The sequence below is a fragment of the Paraburkholderia acidicola genome (assembly GCF_002362315.1).
In the GTDB taxonomy this organism is placed as follows: domain Bacteria; phylum Pseudomonadota; class Gammaproteobacteria; order Burkholderiales; family Burkholderiaceae; genus Paraburkholderia; species Paraburkholderia acidicola.
This window is the reverse complement of sequence record NZ_MTZV01000004.1, coordinates 1,461,217-1,478,971: the sequence shown is the minus strand read 5'-3', so window position 1 is coordinate 1,478,971 and position 17,755 is coordinate 1,461,217. Positions and strand designations below refer to the sequence as shown.

Below are 17,755 nucleotides of genomic sequence, written 5' to 3'. Positions count from 1 at the left end.
ATCAGAGCTCGGCTTTCAGTTGATTCAGCAGGTCGGCATGTGCCGACTGGTCGACTTCGCGCTTCAGGATCTGCTCTGCGCCTTTCACGGCGAGGGCGGCGACTTCGCCGCGCAGCGTTTCGCGTGCCTTCACGACTTGCTGATCGGCATCGGCCTTGGCCTGCGCGACGATACGGGCTGCTTCGGCATGCGCCTGAGCCTTGATTTCGTCTGCGACCGATACTGCGCGCTTTTCAGCGTCAGCGATACGTTGTTGACCGTCATTGCGCGCCTGCGCGAGTTCCTGGTCGACACGCTTGTGAGCCGCTTCGAGCTCCGCCTTGCCTTTTTCAGCAGCGGACAGGCCGTCGGCGATCTTCTTCGAGCGTTCGTCGAGCGCTTTGATCATCGGTGGCCAGACGAACTTCATCACAAACCACGCGAGGATCAGGAACACGACCATTTGCGCAAACAAGGTTGCGTTGAGATTCACGGTGTTTCCTTAAACGTTACTGGTTCGGAAAGTGAAACGGCAAGGCGCTCATCGATTCATTGCCCGATCAGCGCCTAGTACCCGTTCCGCCCTGCGCCTCATCGACTGGCGATCAGGCGCACACTTCCGAGGAACCTCAGCCTGCTACCGCTGCCAGCTTCGACAGCAGCGGGTTCGCGAACGCAAACAGCATTGCCACACCAACGCCAATCAGGAACGCCGCGTCGATCAGACCAGCCAGCAGGAACATCTTGGTTTGCAGCGGGTTCATCAGTTCAGGCTGGCGCGCACATGCTTCGATGTACTTGCCGCCCATCAAGCCGATACCGATACAGGCGCCGACAGCACCCAGGCCGATGATGATGCCGATACCGATGGCGGTCAGACCCTGGATGTTGGCGATGAAAGCTTGCATGATCACTCCTTTGTGAAAAGTCTTTTTGGAACTGGGATTTAAAAAAAACTAAAACGATTCTTTTATCCGACTGGCCGCTGTTTAGTGGCTGTCGTGTGCCTGGCCGATGTACACCAGCGTCAGCATCATGAAAATGAACGCCTGCAACAAAACAATCAGGATGTGGAAGATCGCCCACACGCTGCCTGCAATGACATGGCCGACGAAGCCAAGCACCGTCGTGTCCGCACCGAAGCTCCAGAGGCTGCCGAGCAGGGCAATCAGCAGGAACAGCAGTTCGCCTGCGTACATGTTGCCGAAGAGCCGCAGGGCAAGCGAAACCGTCTTCGCGACGAACTCGATGATGTTCAGGAAAAGGTTCGGGATCCACAGCAGCGGATGCGCGCCGAACGGAGCGGACAGCAGTTCGTGCACGAAGCCGCCGACGCCCTTGATCTTGAAGTTGTAATAGATCATCAGCACGAACACGCCGAGCGCGATGCCGAACGTGCCGTTCAGGTCAGCGGTCGGGACGATGCGATGATGGGGAATGGCTTGCGACAAACCGAGCCAGCCGATGACGTGGCCGGGGAGATCGACGGGGATGAAGTCGAGCGAGTTCATCAGCGCGACCCAGACGAAGACGGTCAGCGCGAGCGGCGCGATAAACGCGCGATTGCCGTGGATGATGGATTTCGACTGGTCTTCGACGAGCTCGACGAGCATTTCAATCGCGCACTGGAAACGTCCCGGCACGCCCGAGGTCGCCTTGCGTGCTGCAACCGTCAGGATCGCGATGGTGGCGAGGCCGCACAGGATCGACCAGAACAGCGTGTCCAGATTCCACACGTGGAAATCGATGATCGACGTCTGGTGCGAGGTGGAAAAGTTCTGCAAGTGGTGCGCGATGTACTCGGACGGATCCATCGCGTGCGTGCCTTCGCTAGCTGCCATATCGTTAATGCCACCCAAATTGTCGAAAATCGGTTCAGGCCGTTCCGGGCGCCGTTGGGCGCCTCGGGGAACAGACCTGCGCGAGTCGAGTCGCGTCGTTTTGTACCCGCGCGCCTCTTGCCGGTGCTGTGCACCGGCGAATTATTCGTTACGTCGTCACCGCAAGGCGAGCGCGATCCAGTACGTCTTCAGCGCGATGAGGTAGGTCACGAGCAGCGGGATCCACTGAACGTCGTGATACCGGAATGCGATGCCAACAAACATCGCAATCGTCACCCCCATCTTGAGCGCTTCGCCGACCATCCAGCTCATCGCTGTCGCGGCGCCACTCAGTGTTTTCAGACGTGCCGCGAACAGCGCGCCCGGCACCCAGCAGATCGCTCCCCCCAGGAACGCGGACAGCGCAGCGGCGCCCGGCGGCTTGAAGAAAAGCCACCACAACAGCGTCGCACCCAGGGACAAAACCATTTGCGCAGCCACAACCCGAAAAGGCGTAACGCGCGATGGACGACTCACATTGGGGCCAAACAGTTTTTCTGCTTCAGCCCGCGTGAGCGGAACGATATTTTTATCCTCTTGCCCGGCATCCCACGCGTCTTCACGCGACACGGGGTTTGCACTGGACGACGCGGCAGAAACATCATGCGCTGCGCGGTGTTCGTCGTGCCTTTGGTTCGGCGCTTGACCCGCCATCGCAATCTTCCGCAAAGTCCTGTTCCAGCCCGCGAGGCTTACGCACTACTTACGGGGTTGCCTAGCAAATAAATCCGGGCGATTGTAAGCGATAGTTGCAGGCAATTCAAGACTTTAGGCCCGTCAATCGCCTGGGTGAAACGTCGCTTCACGATACGGAAGAAACGGCTTGACAAGGTTACGGGCGGTGTCTGTAAGGCGGCGTGCTGTAAAGGCGCTGCGACGTGCGTATTGCTTCGCGCGGTCTCCTGTTTTTAGGCAAATTCGTGCGAGTGTGCCGCGCGGGCGATGTCAGAAATGCGACAGCAGAAAACCGCCGGCCAGTCCGCTCAGCAGCCAGAACGGCAGCGAGTACAGGTGAAAGGCGCCCCACATGCCGCGCTCGCCGGATAACCGCACGGCGATCAGATTGGCGAGCGATCCGATCGCCAGGCCAAAGCCGCCGACGCTGACGCCAAACGCAAGCGCACGCCAGTCGCGGGTGAATTCGGCCAGCATGATCGCGGCCGGCACGTTGCTGATGCCCTGCGACAAAATGGCGCTGGCGGCATAAGCGCGCAGCGGCGTCGTGAGTCCGAGGTGGCTGACCGTTTCATGCACGGCCGGCAGCGCTGCGACGCTGCGCAGCACGACGAACATGAACACGAAGATCAGCAGCAACAACCAGTCGATCTTCAACACGATCTTCGGGCGCCACGCGAGGAAACCGATCGCGACGCCTGCGAGGCCGATTCCCGCGTGGTGCGCATCGGCCAGCACGACGAACGCGGCAAACAGCAGCACGGCCACGCCGAGCAGGCTGCGGTCGACGGGATGCGCGTCGATCTCCTTCGACAGATCGAGCGGCACTGCGCGAAACGCGAACACCGCGAACAGATAGAGCAGCGCCATCAACACCGCGCACAGCGGCGCGAGCGCCCAGACGAAAGCGCCAAACGACACACCGCTCGTTTGCCAGAGAAACAGATTCTGCGGATTACCCAGCGGCGTCAGGACCGAACCGGCATTCACCGCGAGCGCGATGAAGATCACGAGGCGCCTGAGCGGCAACGGCGTCAATTGATGCAGCGACAGCGTCAGCGGGATGACGACGAAAAGCGCGACATCGTTGGTGAGGAGGGTCGATAGCGCGGCCGCGAGGCTGATCAGCAGACACGCAAGACCACGCTCCGAATGGATGTAGTGGACCACTCGATGTGCGAGCCACATCAGGAATCCCGACCATTCGACAGCCTTCGTCAGGATCAGCAGCCCTGCCAACGTCAGCACCGTTTGCCAGTCGATCAGCGCCGGCAGCGCGGCCCACGGCTTGCGATGAAACAGCTGCAGGGCGATCAGCGCGACGACGAGTACCGACAGGACCGGCTCCTTCGTCGCGAGCCCTAGCAGCCTGCGCAGCGCAGACTGGGGTGCCCTGTCGGCGCTGACGTTATCCTGCACGGCGTACGGTCATCACGCGGCAGCGTTGCCGCGCAGTCGAGCGAGAATCCCTTCGAGCGCGTCGAGGTCACCGAAATCGATGGTGACATGGCCGCGGCCGCGCCGGCCGAGCTTGATTTTCACGGTCGACGCGAGCAGATCCGATAGTTCTTCTTCGAGTCTGCGTGTATCGCGCCCGCCGTCGTTGGCCACGCGTGCCTTGACCGCCGGAGCCGCCTTCGTCGTGGCCGTTACGAGCTTCTCGGTCTCGCGCACCGACATGCGCTTGTTGACCACCTGGTTCGCGAGCGTGATCTGCGTCGCGGCATCGACGGCGAGCAGCGCACGCGCGTGGCCCATGTCGAGATCGCCAGCGAGCAGCATCGTTTGCACCGGCGCGGCGAGATTCAGCAGGCGCAGCAGGTTCGACACAGCGCTGCGCGAACGCCCTACCGATTCGGCCGCCTGTTCGTGCGTGAAATTGAACTCGTCGAGCAACCGCTGGATGCCCTGCGCTTCTTCAAGCGGATTCAGGTCTTCGCGCTGGATGTTCTCGATCAGCGCCATCGCGGCGGCGGTGTGGTCAGGCACGTCCCTGACCAGCACCGGCACCTCGGAGAGACCCGCCAGCCGGGCCGCACGGAAGCGCCGCTCGCCCGCGATGATCTCGTACATCTCTTCGTTCACGGGCCGCACGAGGATCGGCTGCATCAAACCCTGCGCGCGAATGCTCGCGGCCAGTTCCTGCAACGCACCCTCGTCCATCCGCGTACGCGGCTGATACTTGCCGGCCTGCAATTTACCGAGCGGCAGCACATGCGGCGCGCTGTCGATCTTCACCGCTTCAGCGATATCCGCGCTACCGCCCAGCAACGCTTCCAGCCCGCGGCCCAGCCCCTTCTTTCTTGCTACTGCATTCATCGTGCTTCCTCGATCCGCTTGGGATGCATCGCCGCGCGTCAAAGCGCGCGGACCCGTTCAATCATTTCGGCGCCGAACTGCACGTAGGCCTGCGCGCCACGCGACGCGCGGTCGAACACCACGCCCGGCAAACCATAGCTGGGCGCCTCTGCCAGCCGCACGTTGCGCGGAATCACGACGTCGAACACCTTGTCGCCGAAATGCTCCTTCAACTGATCCGATACCTGCTGCTGCAGCGTGATGCGCGGATCGAACATGACGCGCAGCAAGCCGATCACCTTCAGGTCGCGGTTCAGGTTCGCGTGCACCTGCTTGATCGTATTCACGAGATCCGATAGACCTTCGAGCGCGAAATATTCGCACTGCATTGGGATCACCACGCCGTGCGCCGCGCACAGGCCATTCAATGTCAGCAAGGACAGTGCCGGCGGGCAATCGATCAGCACGAAATCGTAGTCACCGGTGACATGCTCGAGCGCGTTTTTAAGCTGACGCTCGCGGTTCTGCACGCTGACCAGTTCGACTTCGGCGCCAGCCAGTTCGCGGTTGGCCGGCAACACGTCGTACAGGATCGCTTCGGGCCGCACACGCGCATCCGCGATCCGAACACCGTCTACAAGCACTTCGTACACCGTGCTCTCGCACGCCGACTTGTCGACGCCGCTGCCCATCGTCGCGTTGCCCTGCGGGTCCAGGTCGATGAGCAGAACACGTTGTCCCTGCGATGCGAGGCTCGCGGCGAGGTTGACTGCTGTCGTCGTCTTGCCGACGCCGCCCTTCTGGTTCGCAACGCAGAAGATTTTTGCCATCGTTGGTGTGTCCCTTTTCGACCCTGGATGATTGGAATAATGCGGTGCTGTTCTGTCACGCTTCGCGAGGCTGACTGTCCGCGTCCACGATGACTTCGATCAGATGCCGTTCTGCATCGAGCGACGGCACATTGAGCCGGATAATCTGCTGCGCGCGGGCGCCGGCCGGCAATCTTTCGATCTCGCCATCGGGGCGTACACCCTTCATCGCCCAGATCGCGCCGTTCGGCGCAACGAGATGACGGGCCAGTGTAACGAAATCCGCGAGCTCTGCGAATGCGCGCGAGACGATCACATCGAATTGACCAGGCACCTCGACGCCGGGGCGCAGTGTTTCAACCCGTCCCGTCACCACCGACAGGTTCGCCAGCCCGAGTTCGGCCTTGGCTTGCGCCTGGAATGCCGTTTTCTTCTGAACAATGTCGTTCAGCGTGACGGTCCAGTCTGGAAATGCGATGGCGAGGACGATGCCTGGTAGACCGCCGCCCGAGCCGACATCGAGAACCGACGAAGCGCCTCGCCCTGCCAGATGCGGAACGATCGAAAGGGAATCGAGGATGTGCTGGATGACCATCTGGCGCGGATCGCGGATCGCCGTCAGGTTGTAGACGGCGTTCCACTTGATCAGCAGCGCGACGTAGTCGAGCAGCTTGCCCAGTTGCGCGTCGCTGAGCTGGACGCCCAGTTCGTCGGTGCCCTCTTTCAGCAGAACGGCCCATGCTTCGCGACCGGCATCGGCGCGGCCGGTGCCTCGGTGTTGCTGTGCCGTCATTGGGTCACCGGTGTGCTGCCGCTGTCGCCGTTGCTTGCGCTGCCCGCGGGTTTTGCCACACGCCGCCCCAAGCCGCGCTTCAGATGGACCATCAGCAATGAAATGGCCGCGGGCGTGATACCGGAGATACGCGACGCCTGGCCAATCGTCTCCGGCCGGAACTGCGTCAGTTTCTGGCGCGCTTCGAACGAAAGACCTCGGACCTCGGCGTAATCGAGGCCATCCGGCAACCGCGTGTTTTCGTGTGCTTCGTTGCGTTCGATTTCGTCGGCCTGCCGCTCGATGTAACCCTGGTACTTGATCGCGATCTCGATCTGCTCCTTGATCTGGGCGAGCAGAACTTCATCGGTGGCGAGCGGCTCAGCGGGGCCACATGTGCCGTCGCGCAAGCCGCAAATGCCGTCGTAGCTCACACCCGGACGACGCAGCAGGTCGGCCAGACTGTATTCGTGATCGATTGCCTTGCCGAGCAACGCGGTCGCTTCGTCGGCGGGCAACGTCTTCGGATTGACCCATGTCGCACGCAGCCGCTCTGTTTCACGTGAAACAGCGTCGCGCTTGCGGCTGAATGCGTCCCAACGGGCGTCGTCGACCACACCAAGTTCGCGACCGGCTTCCGTCAAGCGCATGTCGGCGTTGTCTTCGCGCAGGCTCAACCGATACTCGGCCCGGCTCGTGAACATCCGGTACGGCTCGGACACACCGCGCGTGACCAGATCGTCGACAAGTACACCGAGGTACGCCTGATCGCGGCGCGGGCACCAGGCATCCTTGCCCTGCACCTGCAAACCTGCGTTGATACCGGCCAGCAAGCCTTGAGCCGCGGCTTCCTCGTAGCCAGTCGTACCGTTGATCTGACCCGCGAAGAACAGGCCGTTGATAACCTTGGTCTCCAGCGATGCCTTCAATCCACGCGGATCGAAGTAGTCGTACTCGATCGCATAGCCCGGCCGCAGGATGTGCGCGTGCTCAAGTCCGTTCATCGAGCGGACGAGCTCGAGCTGGATGTCGAAAGGCAAGCTCGTCGAAATACCGTTCGGGTAGAACTCGTTGGTGGTCAGCCCTTCTGGCTCGAGGAAGATCTGGTGCGATTCCTTCGATGCAAAACGATGGATCTTGTCTTCGATCGACGGACAGTACCGCGGCCCCACCCCTTCGATCACGCCTGTATACATAGGCGACCGGTCGAGACCGCTGCGGATAATGTCGTGTGTCCGCGCGTTGGTATGCGTCACCCAGCACGGCACCTGCCGCGGATGTTGAGCCGCGTTGCCGAGAAAGGAAAACACTGGCACCGGGTCGAGATCGCCGGGTTGTTCTTCCAGCTTCGAAAAATCGATCGTGCGACCGTCGATACGCGGTGGCGTGCCGGTTTTCAACCGTCCCTGCGGCAGCTTCAACTCTTTGAGCCGCGCGGACAAAGAAACCGCGGCAGGATCGCCTGCCCGACCGCCGGTGTAGTTATTCAAGCCGACGTGAATCTTCCCGTCGAGGAAAGTCCCGGCTGTCAGCACGACCGCACGCGACCGGAAGCGGACTCCCACCTGGGTCACCGCGCCGACTACCCGGTCGCCTTCGACCATCAGATCTTCGACGGCTTGCTGGAACAGCCAGAGATTCGGTTGATTCTCGAGACGATGTCGGATCGCCTGCTTATAAAGCAGACGGTCCGCCTGCGCCCGCGTCGCACGGACGGCCGGCCCTTTCGATGAATTGAGGATGCGAAACTGAATGCCGCCCTCGTCGGTTGCCGCCGCCATCGCGCCACCCAACGCATCGACTTCCTTGACCAGATGACCTTTACCGATCCCGCCAATCGACGGGTTGCAGCTCATCTGACCGAGCGTTTCGATGTTGTGCGTGAGCAGGAGCGTCGTGTTGCCCATGCGCGCAGAGGCCAAAGCGGCCTCCGTGCCAGCATGGCCACCGCCGACGACGATTACGTCAAATTCTGTGGGATAAAGCATCGCGGATCTCACGCAAGAAACCCTGCGTAAGCCTTTCTCAGGAAAATGTATGCGCGAATTATAGCGGGTTCGCTATTGGCCCGAATTTCGTCCGAGTGGCTAGCCATAAAAAAGCGCCGTGTTTCACGTGAAACACGGCGCCTGATTTGCCGATCGGCAGTGGCAACTGAATGCGTTACGCCACTTTCTTCGCTAAACCCAGATAGGTCTCGATGACTCGGGGATTTTGTGCAAGCTCGCTTGCCGGTCCTTCAAGCGCTAGTTCTCCTGTTTCGAGAACATAGCCATAGTCGGAAATCTGCAGCGCGGCTCGTGCGTTCTGTTCGATCAGCAATGTCGCGACATTGCTCGTCCGCAGCGCGCTGATGATGTGGAAGATTTCCTTCACGATAAGCGGCGCCAGCCCGAGGCTCGGTTCGTCGAGCATCAGCAAGTCCGGCTTCCCCATCAGCGCACGTCCAACTGCGAGCATCTGCCGTTCGCCGCCCGACAGCGTGCCCGCTGCCTGCTTGCGCCGTTCCTTCAAGCGCGGAAACAGATCGAAAACCGGCTCCAGCTGATCAAGATAATTCCGTTCGCCCGCCCGCTTGCGCCGATAGGCACCGAGCACCAGGTTGTCTTCGACGGTCATCGTCGCGAACAGCTCGCGCTTCTCCGGGACCAGACACATGCCGCGTGAGACCCGTTTTTCGACCGGGATCGCACTGACATCTTCGCCGCAATAGACGATCGCTCCTTTCGCGTGGCCGATCACGGGTAATGCGCCCATGATCGCGTTCAGCAGCGTGGATTTGCCCGCGCCGTTCGGCCCGATCACCGACACGATCTGGCCAGCGCGCACTTCGATTGCCGCGCCGTGCAGCGCCTCGACCTTGCCGTAGCGAACCGCGAGGCTGCTCACCTTAAGGATCGGCTCCGCGGTACTGTTTGCTTGTGTCGTCATCATTCCACCCCGCCGAGATAGGCTTCCAGCACCGCCGGATCTTTCTGCACGTCTTGCGGCAACCCTTCGGCTATACGTGTTCCGAATTCCATGACCACGAGGCGATCGGTCAGATTCATCACGAAATCCATATCGTGCTCGACCAGCAGCACGCTCATGCCCTCTTCCTTCAACTTGCGCAGTAGCGTCGCCAGCTGCTGCTTTTCCTGGTAGCGCAACCCCGCCGCGGGCTCGTCGAGCAGCAGCAACGTCGGGTCGCAACACAGCGCGCGCGCGATTTCGAGAATCCGTTGCTGTCCGAGCGCGAGACCGCCTGCCTCCTCAAACATTTGCTGTTCCAGCTCGACCCGGCGAATCTGCCGCGCCGCCTCCGCCATCAGTCGACCCTCTTCCGCCTGGTTCAACCGGGCGACGCTGCGCCACACGCCGGCATGTCCACGCAGATGCGCGCCGATCGCGACGTTCTCGAGCACCGTCATACCCGGCAGCAGCTTGACGTGCTGGAAGGTCCGACCGATTCCGCGTTTGACGATTTCACGTGAATTCAGCGAATCGATCCGCTCACCGCGGAACCTGATTTCACCGCTGGTCGCCTGCAGCACGCCGGTCACCAGATTGAAGGTCGTCGACTTACCGGCACCGTTCGGTCCAATCAAACCGATGATCTGCCCTGCCTGCACCCCGAAGCTGACGTCGTTAACAGCAACCAGACCGCCGAACTGCTTGCGCGCCTTGTCGACGCTCAACAACGGTTCGCCGGCGGTCGGCTTGCTGCGCTGCGGCAACGCTTCGGCGTGCTCCGGCACGTGCGCCCGCGGACCGCGCGGGAACAGCCGCGCGACGAACGGCCACACACCCTGGCGCGCGTACTGGAGCAGCAGCACCATCAGAATGCCGAAGACGATCACCTCGAAGTTGCCGTTCTCGCCGAGCAGCTTCGGCAGCAAGGTTTGCAGATAGTCCTGCAGGATCGTGAGAATCGCCGCGCCGAGCACTGCACCCCACACATGCGCGACTCCACCTACCACCGCCATGAACAGAAACTCGATCCCGTGATTCAGACCAAACGGCGTCGGATTCACCGAGCGCTGCAGATGCGCGTACAGAAAGCCCGAGATCGACGCCAGCACAGCGGCATAGACGAAGATCACCACACGCATCCACGCCGTGTTCACGCCCATCGCCTCAGCCATCAGACCGCCGCCGCGTAGTGCGCGAATCGCCCGCCCCGGCCGACTATTAAGCAGATTCTGAACAGACACGACCGCAGCGAGCACGACGATCCAGATCAGGTAATAGATGTGGCGACCCGATTCGAGCGCAATGCCGAACACGTTGAGCACCGGAATGCCGTTGATGCCGTCGTACTTGCCAAGCATCTCGAGATTGCCGAACAGATAGAACAGCGCAAGTCCCCACGCGATCGTACCGAGCGGCAGAAAGTGGCCGGACAAACGCATCGTCACCAGGCCGAGTAGCAGCGCGATCAACGCTGTGAGCAATACGCCGACGATCAACGCGAGCCACGGCGATACGCCGAACTGCGTCGTTAGATACGCCGTCGCATACGCCCCAACGCCGACGAACGCAGCCTGCCCAAAGCTCGTCATCCCGCCAATGCCGGTGAGCAGCACAAGCCCGATCGCGACAATCGAATACAGCCCGATGTAGTTGAGCAGCGTGACCCAGTACTCGGGCACACGAACCACCCCCGGCAACACCGGCAACGCGAACATCACCACGAGGAACACCCAGAACAGCCCGTTTCTGAAGAGAGATTTCATCGTGTCAGTCCTCGTCCTCTTCGGCGTGCGGGCTCGCAAGACTGCGCCACAGCAGCACCGGGATGATCAACGTGAACACGATCACTTCCTTGTAGGCACTCGCCCAGAACGACGAATACGATTCGAGCACACCGACCAGCACCGAGCCGGCTGCCGCAAGCGGATAGCTGACCAGCCCGCCGATGATCGCCCCGACAAAGCCCTTCAACCCGATCAGGAAGCCGGAGTCGTAGTAGATCGTCGTGAGCGGCGCGACGAGGATGCCGCACAGTACGCCGAGCCCTGCGGCGAGCGTAAAGGCAAGCCGTCCGGCCTGGGTCGTGCCGATGCCGACGAGCCGCGCGCCGAGCCGGTTCACCGACGTCGCACGTAGCGCCTTGCCGGAAATCGTGCGGTCGAAATACAGATACAGCGCCACGATCAACACGACAGCCGTACCGACTACCCACAGGCTTTGCCCGGAGATCGACAGGCTACCGACGTTGAACGTCGCATCAGAGAACGCGTTGGTCCGCGAACCTTCCGCGCCGAACATCACGAGGCCGAGGCCGACCAGCGCGAAGTGCACCGCCACCGCAACGATCAGCAGCAGCAAGGTGGTGGCTTCGGCGATCGGCTCATAAGCGAGCCGGTACAGGAACGGTCCCATCGGAATCACGATCAGCAGCGTGAGCGCGATCTGCACGATCATCGGTAGCGGGTGCATGAAGGCGCCGCGCGTCACCGCGTAGACCGCAACCGGAAACAGCAGATACTTGCCTGCCAGCACAGCGAGCGTGCGCGCCGCGTGCCTGCGGCGTTCCGCGTGCCGCGCGAGCCCCGCCGTCTCCACGACGAAACACGCGACACCCATCGCGATCAGCAGCCAGCAGGTCGCTGGAAATTTCTGTGTCTGCAGCGCGGCAAGCGTGAGCGCGCCATACGAAACGAATTCGCCCTGCGGGATAAAGATCACGCGCGTGACCGAGAACACGAGCACCAGTGCCAGCGCGAGCAGCGCATAGATCGCACCGGTGGTGATCCCGTCTTGCGCGAGGATCGCCGCAATTGATAGATCCATACTTCCTCTTCGTGTGTTGCCTGAACCTCGAAACCGGCCACCGCGAACCCACGCCGCAGCGACGCGCAAACTGCGGCGCGCGTGACTCACCCACCGCACCGCAATGCGGTGGGCGGGTGCCATTGTCGTCGATCAGAAAAACGGGCGGCGTCGGCGCCGCCCATGCGCGAGAGGCGCGTACCGCTTCAGTCGTTCTGCAGCTTCCACTTGCCGTCGACCACCTCGACGATCACGCGGGCGCGTTTGTCGAGACCGTTATGGTCAGTCGGCGTGGTGTTCATGATGCCGTGCGAAACCGGCAGTTCCTTGACGTTTTCGAGCGCGCTGCGCAGCGCCTCGCGGAACTCCGGCGTACCGGGCTGGGCCTTCTTTAGCGCCTCAGGAATCGCCCGCTGCAGCATCTGGCCTGCATCCCATGCATGACCGCCGAACGTCGCCACCGAGCCCGTTCCATAGGCCGCTTCATACGCTGCCTTGTACGCAAGCGACGACTTCTTCACCGGGTTCGAATCCGGCAGTTGGTCGGCAACCAGAATCGGGCCGACCGGCAGCAGCTCGCCTTCGCAATCTTTGCCGCACACACGCAGGAAGTCGTTGTTCGCGACGCCGTGGGTCTGATAGACCTTGCCCTTGTAGCCGCGCTCCTTCAGCGTCTTGGCGGGCAGTGCCGCCGGCGTGCCCGATCCGGCGATCAGGATCGCATCCGGATTGGTGCCCATGATTTTGAGCACCTGCCCCGTCACCGATGCATCGGTGCGGTTAAAGCGTTCATTCGACACCAGCTTCAGGTGATGGGCATTCGCCGCCGTGCTGAACACGTTGTACCAGCTGTCGCCGTACGCATCCGCAAAGCCGATGAAGCCAACCGTCTTCACGCCGTGCCGCTCCATATAGTCGGCGATTGCGTCGCCCATCAGGCTGTCGTTCTGCGGCGTCTTGAACGCCCATGCGCGCTTTGCATCCATCGGCGAGATGATTGCGGCCGACGCCGCCAGCGAGATCACCGGCGTCTTGCCCTGCAACGCAATGTCGAGCATCGCGAGCGCATTCGGCGTGACCGTCGAGCCCAGGATCGCGTCGACGTGATCCTCGTCGATCAGCTTGTGCGTGTTCTGCACCGCGTGGCTCGTATCGGATGCGTCGTCGAGCACGATGTACTCGACGCTCTTGCCGCCGATTTCCTTCGGCAACAACGCGATCGTGTTCTTCTCCGGAATGCCGAGCGATGCTGCCGGTCCCGTCGTCGACAGCGTCACGCCGATCTTCACCTGCGCGTTCGCCACACCTGCCCCGCACACCAGCGCCGCGGCAATGCCGGCGCGCACCCACTGTTGTCTTGTCGTTTTCATGGTCCGTCTCCAAACGCTTTGTCTACCTACCGTGTGATCCGGCCGCGAGCCGGGCTCTTGAATCTAGTGATCGGGTCCGGGCATGCCAAGCATGGTTTTCCCTGCTCGGCAGATACGCAACATGCACAACATGCGCAACAAAAAAGGCACGTCGATTGCACGTGCCTTTTGAGTGTCCGGTCCAGTTCGCCAGTTCTCCGTTCAGTCGACAGCAAGTTGCGACTTGCTGCCGACAATCTGCACCATCACGCGCGTCCGCTGGTCGAGACCGACATGCTCGCTCGCGCTCATATTGAAGATGCCGTGTGACGCGAGCAGAGGCTTAGTGCGCTCAAGTGCCGCATGCAATGCCGTGCGCAAGGCACCGGAGACCGTTCGCGCATCGACATGGTTTTCGCTCGTGAATTTGCGAGTGTTCCTGGATGTCAGGCTGCTCGCTGCCCCGACTATCGCAGTCACGATCGATGCCGCACTGGTCCACTGCCAAGCCCGCTTCATTGCGCTCCTCACACCCGTTGTTCGCTGCGTCGCCGTGTTTGTTCGAATTGGTTCTAGCGATTTCAAATACCGACCAAGCGGTCGGTGAATGGCGAGTTTAACGGACGCAAACTGCGCGCGGCAAGCGTTTTGCAAGCATCAGACAAATGGAAAATGCCGTGCGCACCGGCATGGGGACAAACGCGCGCGATAACGAAAATGCGAGTGTGCGAACGAATAAAAATTAGCGAACGCACAAAATAAAAAGCGCTGTTGGAATCATCCAACAGCGCTTTCGTGTGGGCACTGAGTGCCTCATGTCTCCTCGTTCTCCACCTGCAAATTTTCGCGGTGCATCAGAACTGCGTGAAGATTAAACGGCGGCCCCTGGACGGGCAACTAGCATTTACCCTAGTGGTGCACTGCGGCACTGATTTGGGGCGTCTCAGTACGCATCAATAGCGCGATTATTTGCGCCGTTCCCACGCAGCTTCACGCGATTCACTTCAAGATTTATCTCGGAGACCGAAGCATTTTTTCAATCGCGCGTTTCATGCGCGCAAGGGCCTCACACGCGCGACAATTTCACCGACAATGCCACGCCGGAATGCCAGCACACACGCGATAAAAATCAGTCCGGTGACGATGGTCGCCGACTCACCGAGCGAGCGAAACCAGTCGACCCCGGTCCACGATGCGAGCGCCGTGCCGATATCGCCGAGACGGTCTTCGAGCGCGACGATCAGCGCGGCGCCGAGCAGCGGCCCAAACAGCGTGCCCATGCCGCCAACCAGCGTCATCAGGATGACGAGGCCGGACATCGTCCAGTACGCATCGCCCAGGGTTTCGAAGCCCAGCACCAGCACCTTCAGCGAACCGGCGAGCCCGGCAATCCCCGCCGAGAGAATAAAGGCGAGCAGCTTGAAGCGATCGGTGTCGTAACCCAGCGATATCGCGCGCGGCTCGTTCTCCTTGATCGCGGTGAGCACCTGGCCGAACGGCGAATGCACGATGCGTACGATCAGCAGGAACACGAGCACCATCACCGCGAGCACCACGTAGTAGAGCGTCAGGTCCGGACTGAGATCGAGCAGACCGAACAGCTTGCCGCGCGGCACGCCTTGCAGTCCGTCTTCGCCGTGCGTGAACGGCGCCTGCAAATACACGAAGTACACCATCTGCGCGAGCGCGAGCGTCACCATTGCGAAGTAGATGCCCTGCCGCCGGATCGCAAAGAGCCCGACGACGAGTCCTAGCAGCGTCGCCGCGACGATGCCCGCGAGCACACCGAGTTCCGGTGTGAGTCCGAGCGTCTGGATCGCATAGCCGGTCGTATAACCAGCGGTGGCGAGAAACATCGCGTGACCGAACGACAGCAGACCGGTGTAACCGATCAGCAGATTGAACGCCGCCGCGAACAGCGCGAAGCACAGCACCTTCATCACGAACAGCGGATACACGCCGACAAACGGCACGACGAGGAGCACGAGCAGCAACAGACCATAGAGCGCTTTCTTCTGCATCATTTTTCCTTGCCGAAGAGCCCGGCCGGACGGATCAGCAGCACGAGCGCCATGATGACAAACACCACCGTCGCCGAGGCTTCCGGATAGAACACGCGCGTGAGCCCTTCAATTACGCCAAGCATCAACCCCGTCACGATCGATCCCATGATCGACCCCATCCCGCCGATCACGACGACCGCGAACACGGTGATGATCATCGGTTGGCCCATGAGCGGCGAGACCTGGATGACCGGTGCGGCGAGCACACCTGCGAACGCGGCGAGCGCGACGCCGAAGCCGTAGGTGAGCGTCACCATGCGCGGCACATTGATGCCGAACGCTTCGACGAGTTTTGGATTTTCGGTGCCTGCGCGCAGATACGCGCCAAGACGCGTGCGCTCGATCACGAACCAGGTCGCGAAGCAAACCACCAGCGAGGCCACCACGACCCACGCACGATAGTTCGGCAGGAACATGAAGCCGAGGTTGGTCGCACCCGACAGCGCCTCAGGAACGTCGTACGGCTGTCCTGACGAACCGTAGATCGAGCGGAACACCCCTTCGACAACCAGCGTGATGCCAAAGGTCAGCAACAGCCCATACAGATGATCGAGCTTGTACAACCAGCGCAGCATCGAGCGTTCGATGGCCATGCCGACCAGACCGACGATCAGCGGCGCCAGCACCAGCATGACCCAGTACGGCAGATTGAAATACGACAGCCCCATCCATGCGAGCATGGCGCCCAGCATGAACAACGCGCCGTGGGCGAAGTTGATCACGTTGAGCAGGCCGAAGATGATCGCGAGGCCCAGGCTCAGAATTGCATAGAACGAGCCGTTCACGAGCCCGAGCAACAACTGGCTCAGCATCGCCGGCAGCGGAATGCCAAAGATATCCATTGAACGCGTATTCCGTCGTCAAGGTGAAACCAACTACGGCCAGCCGCCCGCCGCCGGCGCGTCACATCTGGCGGGCGACCTCAGTGCTCGCCTACTTCCACAACGCGCAGCGCGTTTCCTGCTTCGTCGTAAAGGCCTGTTCGCCCGGAATCGTCGCGGTGATCTTGTAGTAGTCCCACGGTTCTTTCGATTCGGCGGGCGTCTTCACCTGCATCAGGTACATGTCGTGGATCATGCTGCCGTCCTGACGGATGTAACCCTTCGCGTAGAAGTCGTCGATTTTCTGCTTCTTCAACTGCGCCATCACCTTGTCGGAATCGGTCGAGCCAACCGCTTGCACCGCCTTCAGGTAGTTCGTCGCCGCTGAGTAGTCGGCGGCCTGCAGGCTCGACGGCATCTTCTTCATCTTGTCGAAGTAGCGCTGCGCCCACTTGCGCGTCGTCTCGTCCTTGTTCCAGTACCAGCTGTCGGTCAGCACGAGGCCCTGAGTGGTTTCGAGTCCGAGACTGTGGATGTCGTCGATAAACACCAGCAGTGCAGCCAGCTTCATCGTCTTCGTGATGCCGAACTCCTTCGCTGCCTTGATCGAGTTGACCGTATCGCCACCCGCGTTCGCGAGGCCGAGAATCTGCGCCTTCGATGCCTGCGCCTGCAACAGGAACGACGAGAAGTCAGACGCCGACAACGGCGCCCGCACTGCACCGAGTACCTGGCCGCCGTTCGCCTTCACGACATCCGAGGTCGCTTTTTCCAGCGCCTTGCCGAACGCGTAGTCGGCGGTCAGGAAGTACCACGTCTTGCCGCCCTGCTTCGTCACTGCTGAGCCGGTGCCCTTGGCGAGCGCGACCGTGTCGTACGCATAGTGGATCGTATACGGCGTGCATTGTTCGTTGGTCATCGTATCGGCGCCCGCGCCGACGTTGATGTACACCTTGTGCTTCTCGCCCGCGACCTGGTTCATCGCGAGGCCGGTCGCCGAATTCGTACCACCGATCAGCAGATCGACACCGTCGCGATCGAACCATTCGCGCGCCCGCGATGCTGCAATGTCCGCCTTGTTCTGGTGATCCGCGTAGACGAGCTGGATCGGCTTGCCGTTGACCTTGCCGCCGAAATCCGCGATTGCCATGCGGATCGACTCGAGTCCGCCCTGACCGTCGATGTCGGCGTAGAGCCCCGACAGGTCGGTGATGAAACCGATCTTTACCGCGTCGTCGGCTGCCCGCGCCGTGCCGATCGTCAGCGCGGCGCCTGCGGCGAGCGCAAAACAGAATGACGATAGTCGCGCGAGTGTGGTCCTTTTCATGCGTGTCTCCTTCGTTTCATGCGTTGTT

Annotated in this window: 16 protein-coding genes and 1 pseudogene; all 17 read right to left on the bottom strand. The window is 61.4% G+C overall.

Annotated elements, in window-relative coordinates:
- Position 1: 1 nt before the first annotated feature.
- The 17 genes and pseudogenes from BWP39_RS16930 to BWP39_RS16850 all read right to left on the bottom strand — a co-directional run bounded on the left by BWP39_RS16930 (position 2) and on the right by BWP39_RS16850 (position 17,727).
- Positions 2-472 (bottom strand): F0F1 ATP synthase subunit B, encoded by a 471-nt coding sequence (locus BWP39_RS16930; protein ID WP_096722010.1) that lies wholly within the window; start codon positions 470-472, stop codon positions 2-4.
- A gap of 136 nt (positions 473-608) precedes the next feature.
- A complete protein-coding gene (gene atpE / locus BWP39_RS16925; protein ID WP_096722008.1) occupies positions 609-887 on the bottom strand; it encodes a F0F1 ATP synthase subunit C in 279 nt (92 codons plus the stop codon).
- Positions 888-968: 81 nt separating this feature from the next.
- The gene (gene atpB, locus BWP39_RS16920; RefSeq protein ID WP_096722006.1) at positions 969-1,820 is read right to left on the bottom strand and encodes a F0F1 ATP synthase subunit A; all 852 of its coding nucleotides are present in this window, start codon (positions 1,818-1,820) and stop codon (positions 969-971) included.
- 156 nt (positions 1,821-1,976) lie between these two features.
- Positions 1,977-2,513 carry an ATP synthase subunit I gene (locus BWP39_RS16915; protein WP_096722004.1) on the bottom strand — a complete coding sequence of 179 codons (537 nt, stop codon included), beginning with the start codon at positions 2,511-2,513 and terminating at the stop codon, positions 1,977-1,979.
- A gap of 291 nt (positions 2,514-2,804) precedes the next feature.
- Positions 2,805-3,953 carry an SLC13 family permease gene (locus BWP39_RS16910; RefSeq protein ID WP_207556862.1) on the bottom strand — a complete coding sequence of 383 codons (1,149 nt, stop codon included), beginning with the start codon at positions 3,951-3,953 and terminating at the stop codon, positions 2,805-2,807.
- 12 nt (positions 3,954-3,965) lie between these two features.
- Positions 3,966-4,853 carry a ParB/RepB/Spo0J family partition protein gene (locus BWP39_RS16905; protein WP_096722002.1) on the bottom strand — a complete coding sequence of 296 codons (888 nt, stop codon included), beginning with the start codon at positions 4,851-4,853 and terminating at the stop codon, positions 3,966-3,968.
- Positions 4,854-4,891: 38 nt separating this feature from the next.
- Entirely contained in the window at positions 4,892-5,662 is a 771-nt protein-coding gene (locus tag BWP39_RS16900) for a ParA family protein (RefSeq protein WP_091017044.1), read from the bottom strand.
- A 55-nt stretch (positions 5,663-5,717) separates the two neighbouring features.
- A complete protein-coding gene (gene rsmG, locus BWP39_RS16895) occupies positions 5,718-6,434 on the bottom strand; it encodes a 16S rRNA (guanine(527)-N(7))-methyltransferase RsmG (RefSeq protein ID WP_096722000.1) in 717 nt (238 codons plus the stop codon).
- Positions 6,431-8,401 carry a tRNA uridine-5-carboxymethylaminomethyl(34) synthesis enzyme MnmG gene (gene mnmG / locus BWP39_RS16890; RefSeq protein WP_096721998.1) on the bottom strand — a complete coding sequence of 657 codons (1,971 nt, stop codon included), beginning with the start codon at positions 8,399-8,401 and terminating at the stop codon, positions 6,431-6,433. Before mnmG ends, rsmG begins: the two co-directional genes overlap by 4 nt.
- A gap of 175 nt (positions 8,402-8,576) precedes the next feature.
- Complete coding sequence (locus BWP39_RS16885; protein WP_407944794.1) at positions 8,577-9,347, bottom strand: ABC transporter ATP-binding protein; 771 nt, start codon at positions 9,345-9,347, stop codon at positions 8,577-8,579.
- Positions 9,344-11,128, bottom strand: a complete 1,785-nt coding sequence (locus tag BWP39_RS16880; protein WP_096721996.1) for a branched-chain amino acid ABC transporter ATP-binding protein/permease — start codon at positions 11,126-11,128, stop codon at positions 9,344-9,346. Before BWP39_RS16880 ends, BWP39_RS16885 begins: the two co-directional genes overlap by 4 nt.
- Before the next feature lie 4 nt (positions 11,129-11,132).
- Entirely contained in the window at positions 11,133-12,188 is a 1,056-nt protein-coding gene (locus BWP39_RS16875) for a branched-chain amino acid ABC transporter permease (protein WP_096721994.1), read from the bottom strand.
- Between the two features lie 185 nt (positions 12,189-12,373).
- Entirely contained in the window at positions 12,374-13,537 is a 1,164-nt protein-coding gene (locus BWP39_RS16870; RefSeq protein WP_096721992.1) for an ABC transporter substrate-binding protein, read from the bottom strand.
- A 201-nt stretch (positions 13,538-13,738) separates the two neighbouring features.
- Positions 13,739-13,900 (bottom strand): annotated as a pseudogene (locus BWP39_RS32355) (ABC transporter substrate-binding protein); the annotation flags it as partial.
- A gap of 665 nt (positions 13,901-14,565) precedes the next feature.
- Positions 14,566-15,537 (bottom strand): branched-chain amino acid ABC transporter permease, encoded by a 972-nt coding sequence (locus tag BWP39_RS16860; RefSeq protein ID WP_170043864.1) that lies wholly within the window; start codon positions 15,535-15,537, stop codon positions 14,566-14,568.
- Positions 15,537-16,421: a branched-chain amino acid ABC transporter permease gene (locus tag BWP39_RS16855; RefSeq protein ID WP_096721988.1), complete on the bottom strand. Its 885-nt coding sequence runs from the start codon at positions 16,419-16,421 to the stop codon at positions 15,537-15,539. Before BWP39_RS16855 ends, BWP39_RS16860 begins: the two co-directional genes overlap by 1 nt.
- A gap of 91 nt (positions 16,422-16,512) precedes the next feature.
- On the bottom strand, positions 16,513-17,727 hold the full coding sequence (locus tag BWP39_RS16850) for an ABC transporter substrate-binding protein (RefSeq protein ID WP_096721986.1): 1,215 nt from the start codon (positions 17,725-17,727) through the stop codon (positions 16,513-16,515).
- Positions 17,728-17,755: the final 28 nt, after the last annotated feature.

Bases quoted from the DNA above. Each gene is read 5' to 3' on its own strand.
- BWP39_RS16915 (WP_096722004.1), bottom strand. From the start codon at position 2,513: ATGGCGGGTCAAGCGCCGAACCAAAGGCACGACGAACACCGCGCAGCG.
- BWP39_RS16885 (WP_407944794.1), bottom strand. From the start codon at position 9,347: ATGATGACGACACAAGCAAACAGTACCGCGGAGCCGATCCTTAAGGTG.
- BWP39_RS16855 (WP_096721988.1), bottom strand. From the start codon at position 16,421: ATGGATATCTTTGGCATTCCGCTGCCGGCGATGCTGAGCCAGTTGTTG.
- atpE (WP_096722008.1), bottom strand. From the start codon at position 887: ATGCAAGCTTTCATCGCCAACATCCAGGGTCTGACCGCCATCGGTATC.
- BWP39_RS16900 (WP_091017044.1), bottom strand. From the start codon at position 5,662: ATGGCAAAAATCTTCTGCGTTGCGAACCAGAAGGGCGGCGTCGGCAAG.
- BWP39_RS16875 (WP_096721994.1), bottom strand. From the start codon at position 12,188: ATGGATCTATCAATTGCGGCGATCCTCGCGCAAGACGGGATCACCACC.
- BWP39_RS16860 (WP_170043864.1), bottom strand. From the start codon at position 15,537: ATGCAGAAGAAAGCGCTCTATGGTCTGTTGCTGCTCGTGCTCCTCGTC.
- rsmG (WP_096722000.1), bottom strand. From the start codon at position 6,434: ATGACGGCACAGCAACACCGAGGCACCGGCCGCGCCGATGCCGGTCGC.
- BWP39_RS16880 (WP_096721996.1), bottom strand. From the start codon at position 11,128: ATGAAATCTCTCTTCAGAAACGGGCTGTTCTGGGTGTTCCTCGTGGTG.
- BWP39_RS16905 (WP_096722002.1), bottom strand. From the start codon at position 4,853: ATGAATGCAGTAGCAAGAAAGAAGGGGCTGGGCCGCGGGCTGGAAGCG.
- atpB (WP_096722006.1), bottom strand. From the start codon at position 1,820: ATGGCAGCTAGCGAAGGCACGCACGCGATGGATCCGTCCGAGTACATC.
- BWP39_RS16850 (WP_096721986.1), bottom strand. From the start codon at position 17,727: ATGAAAAGGACCACACTCGCGCGACTATCGTCATTCTGTTTTGCGCTC.
- mnmG (WP_096721998.1), bottom strand. From the start codon at position 8,401: ATGCTTTATCCCACAGAATTTGACGTAATCGTCGTCGGCGGTGGCCAT.
- BWP39_RS16870 (WP_096721992.1), bottom strand. From the start codon at position 13,537: ATGAAAACGACAAGACAACAGTGGGTGCGCGCCGGCATTGCCGCGGCG.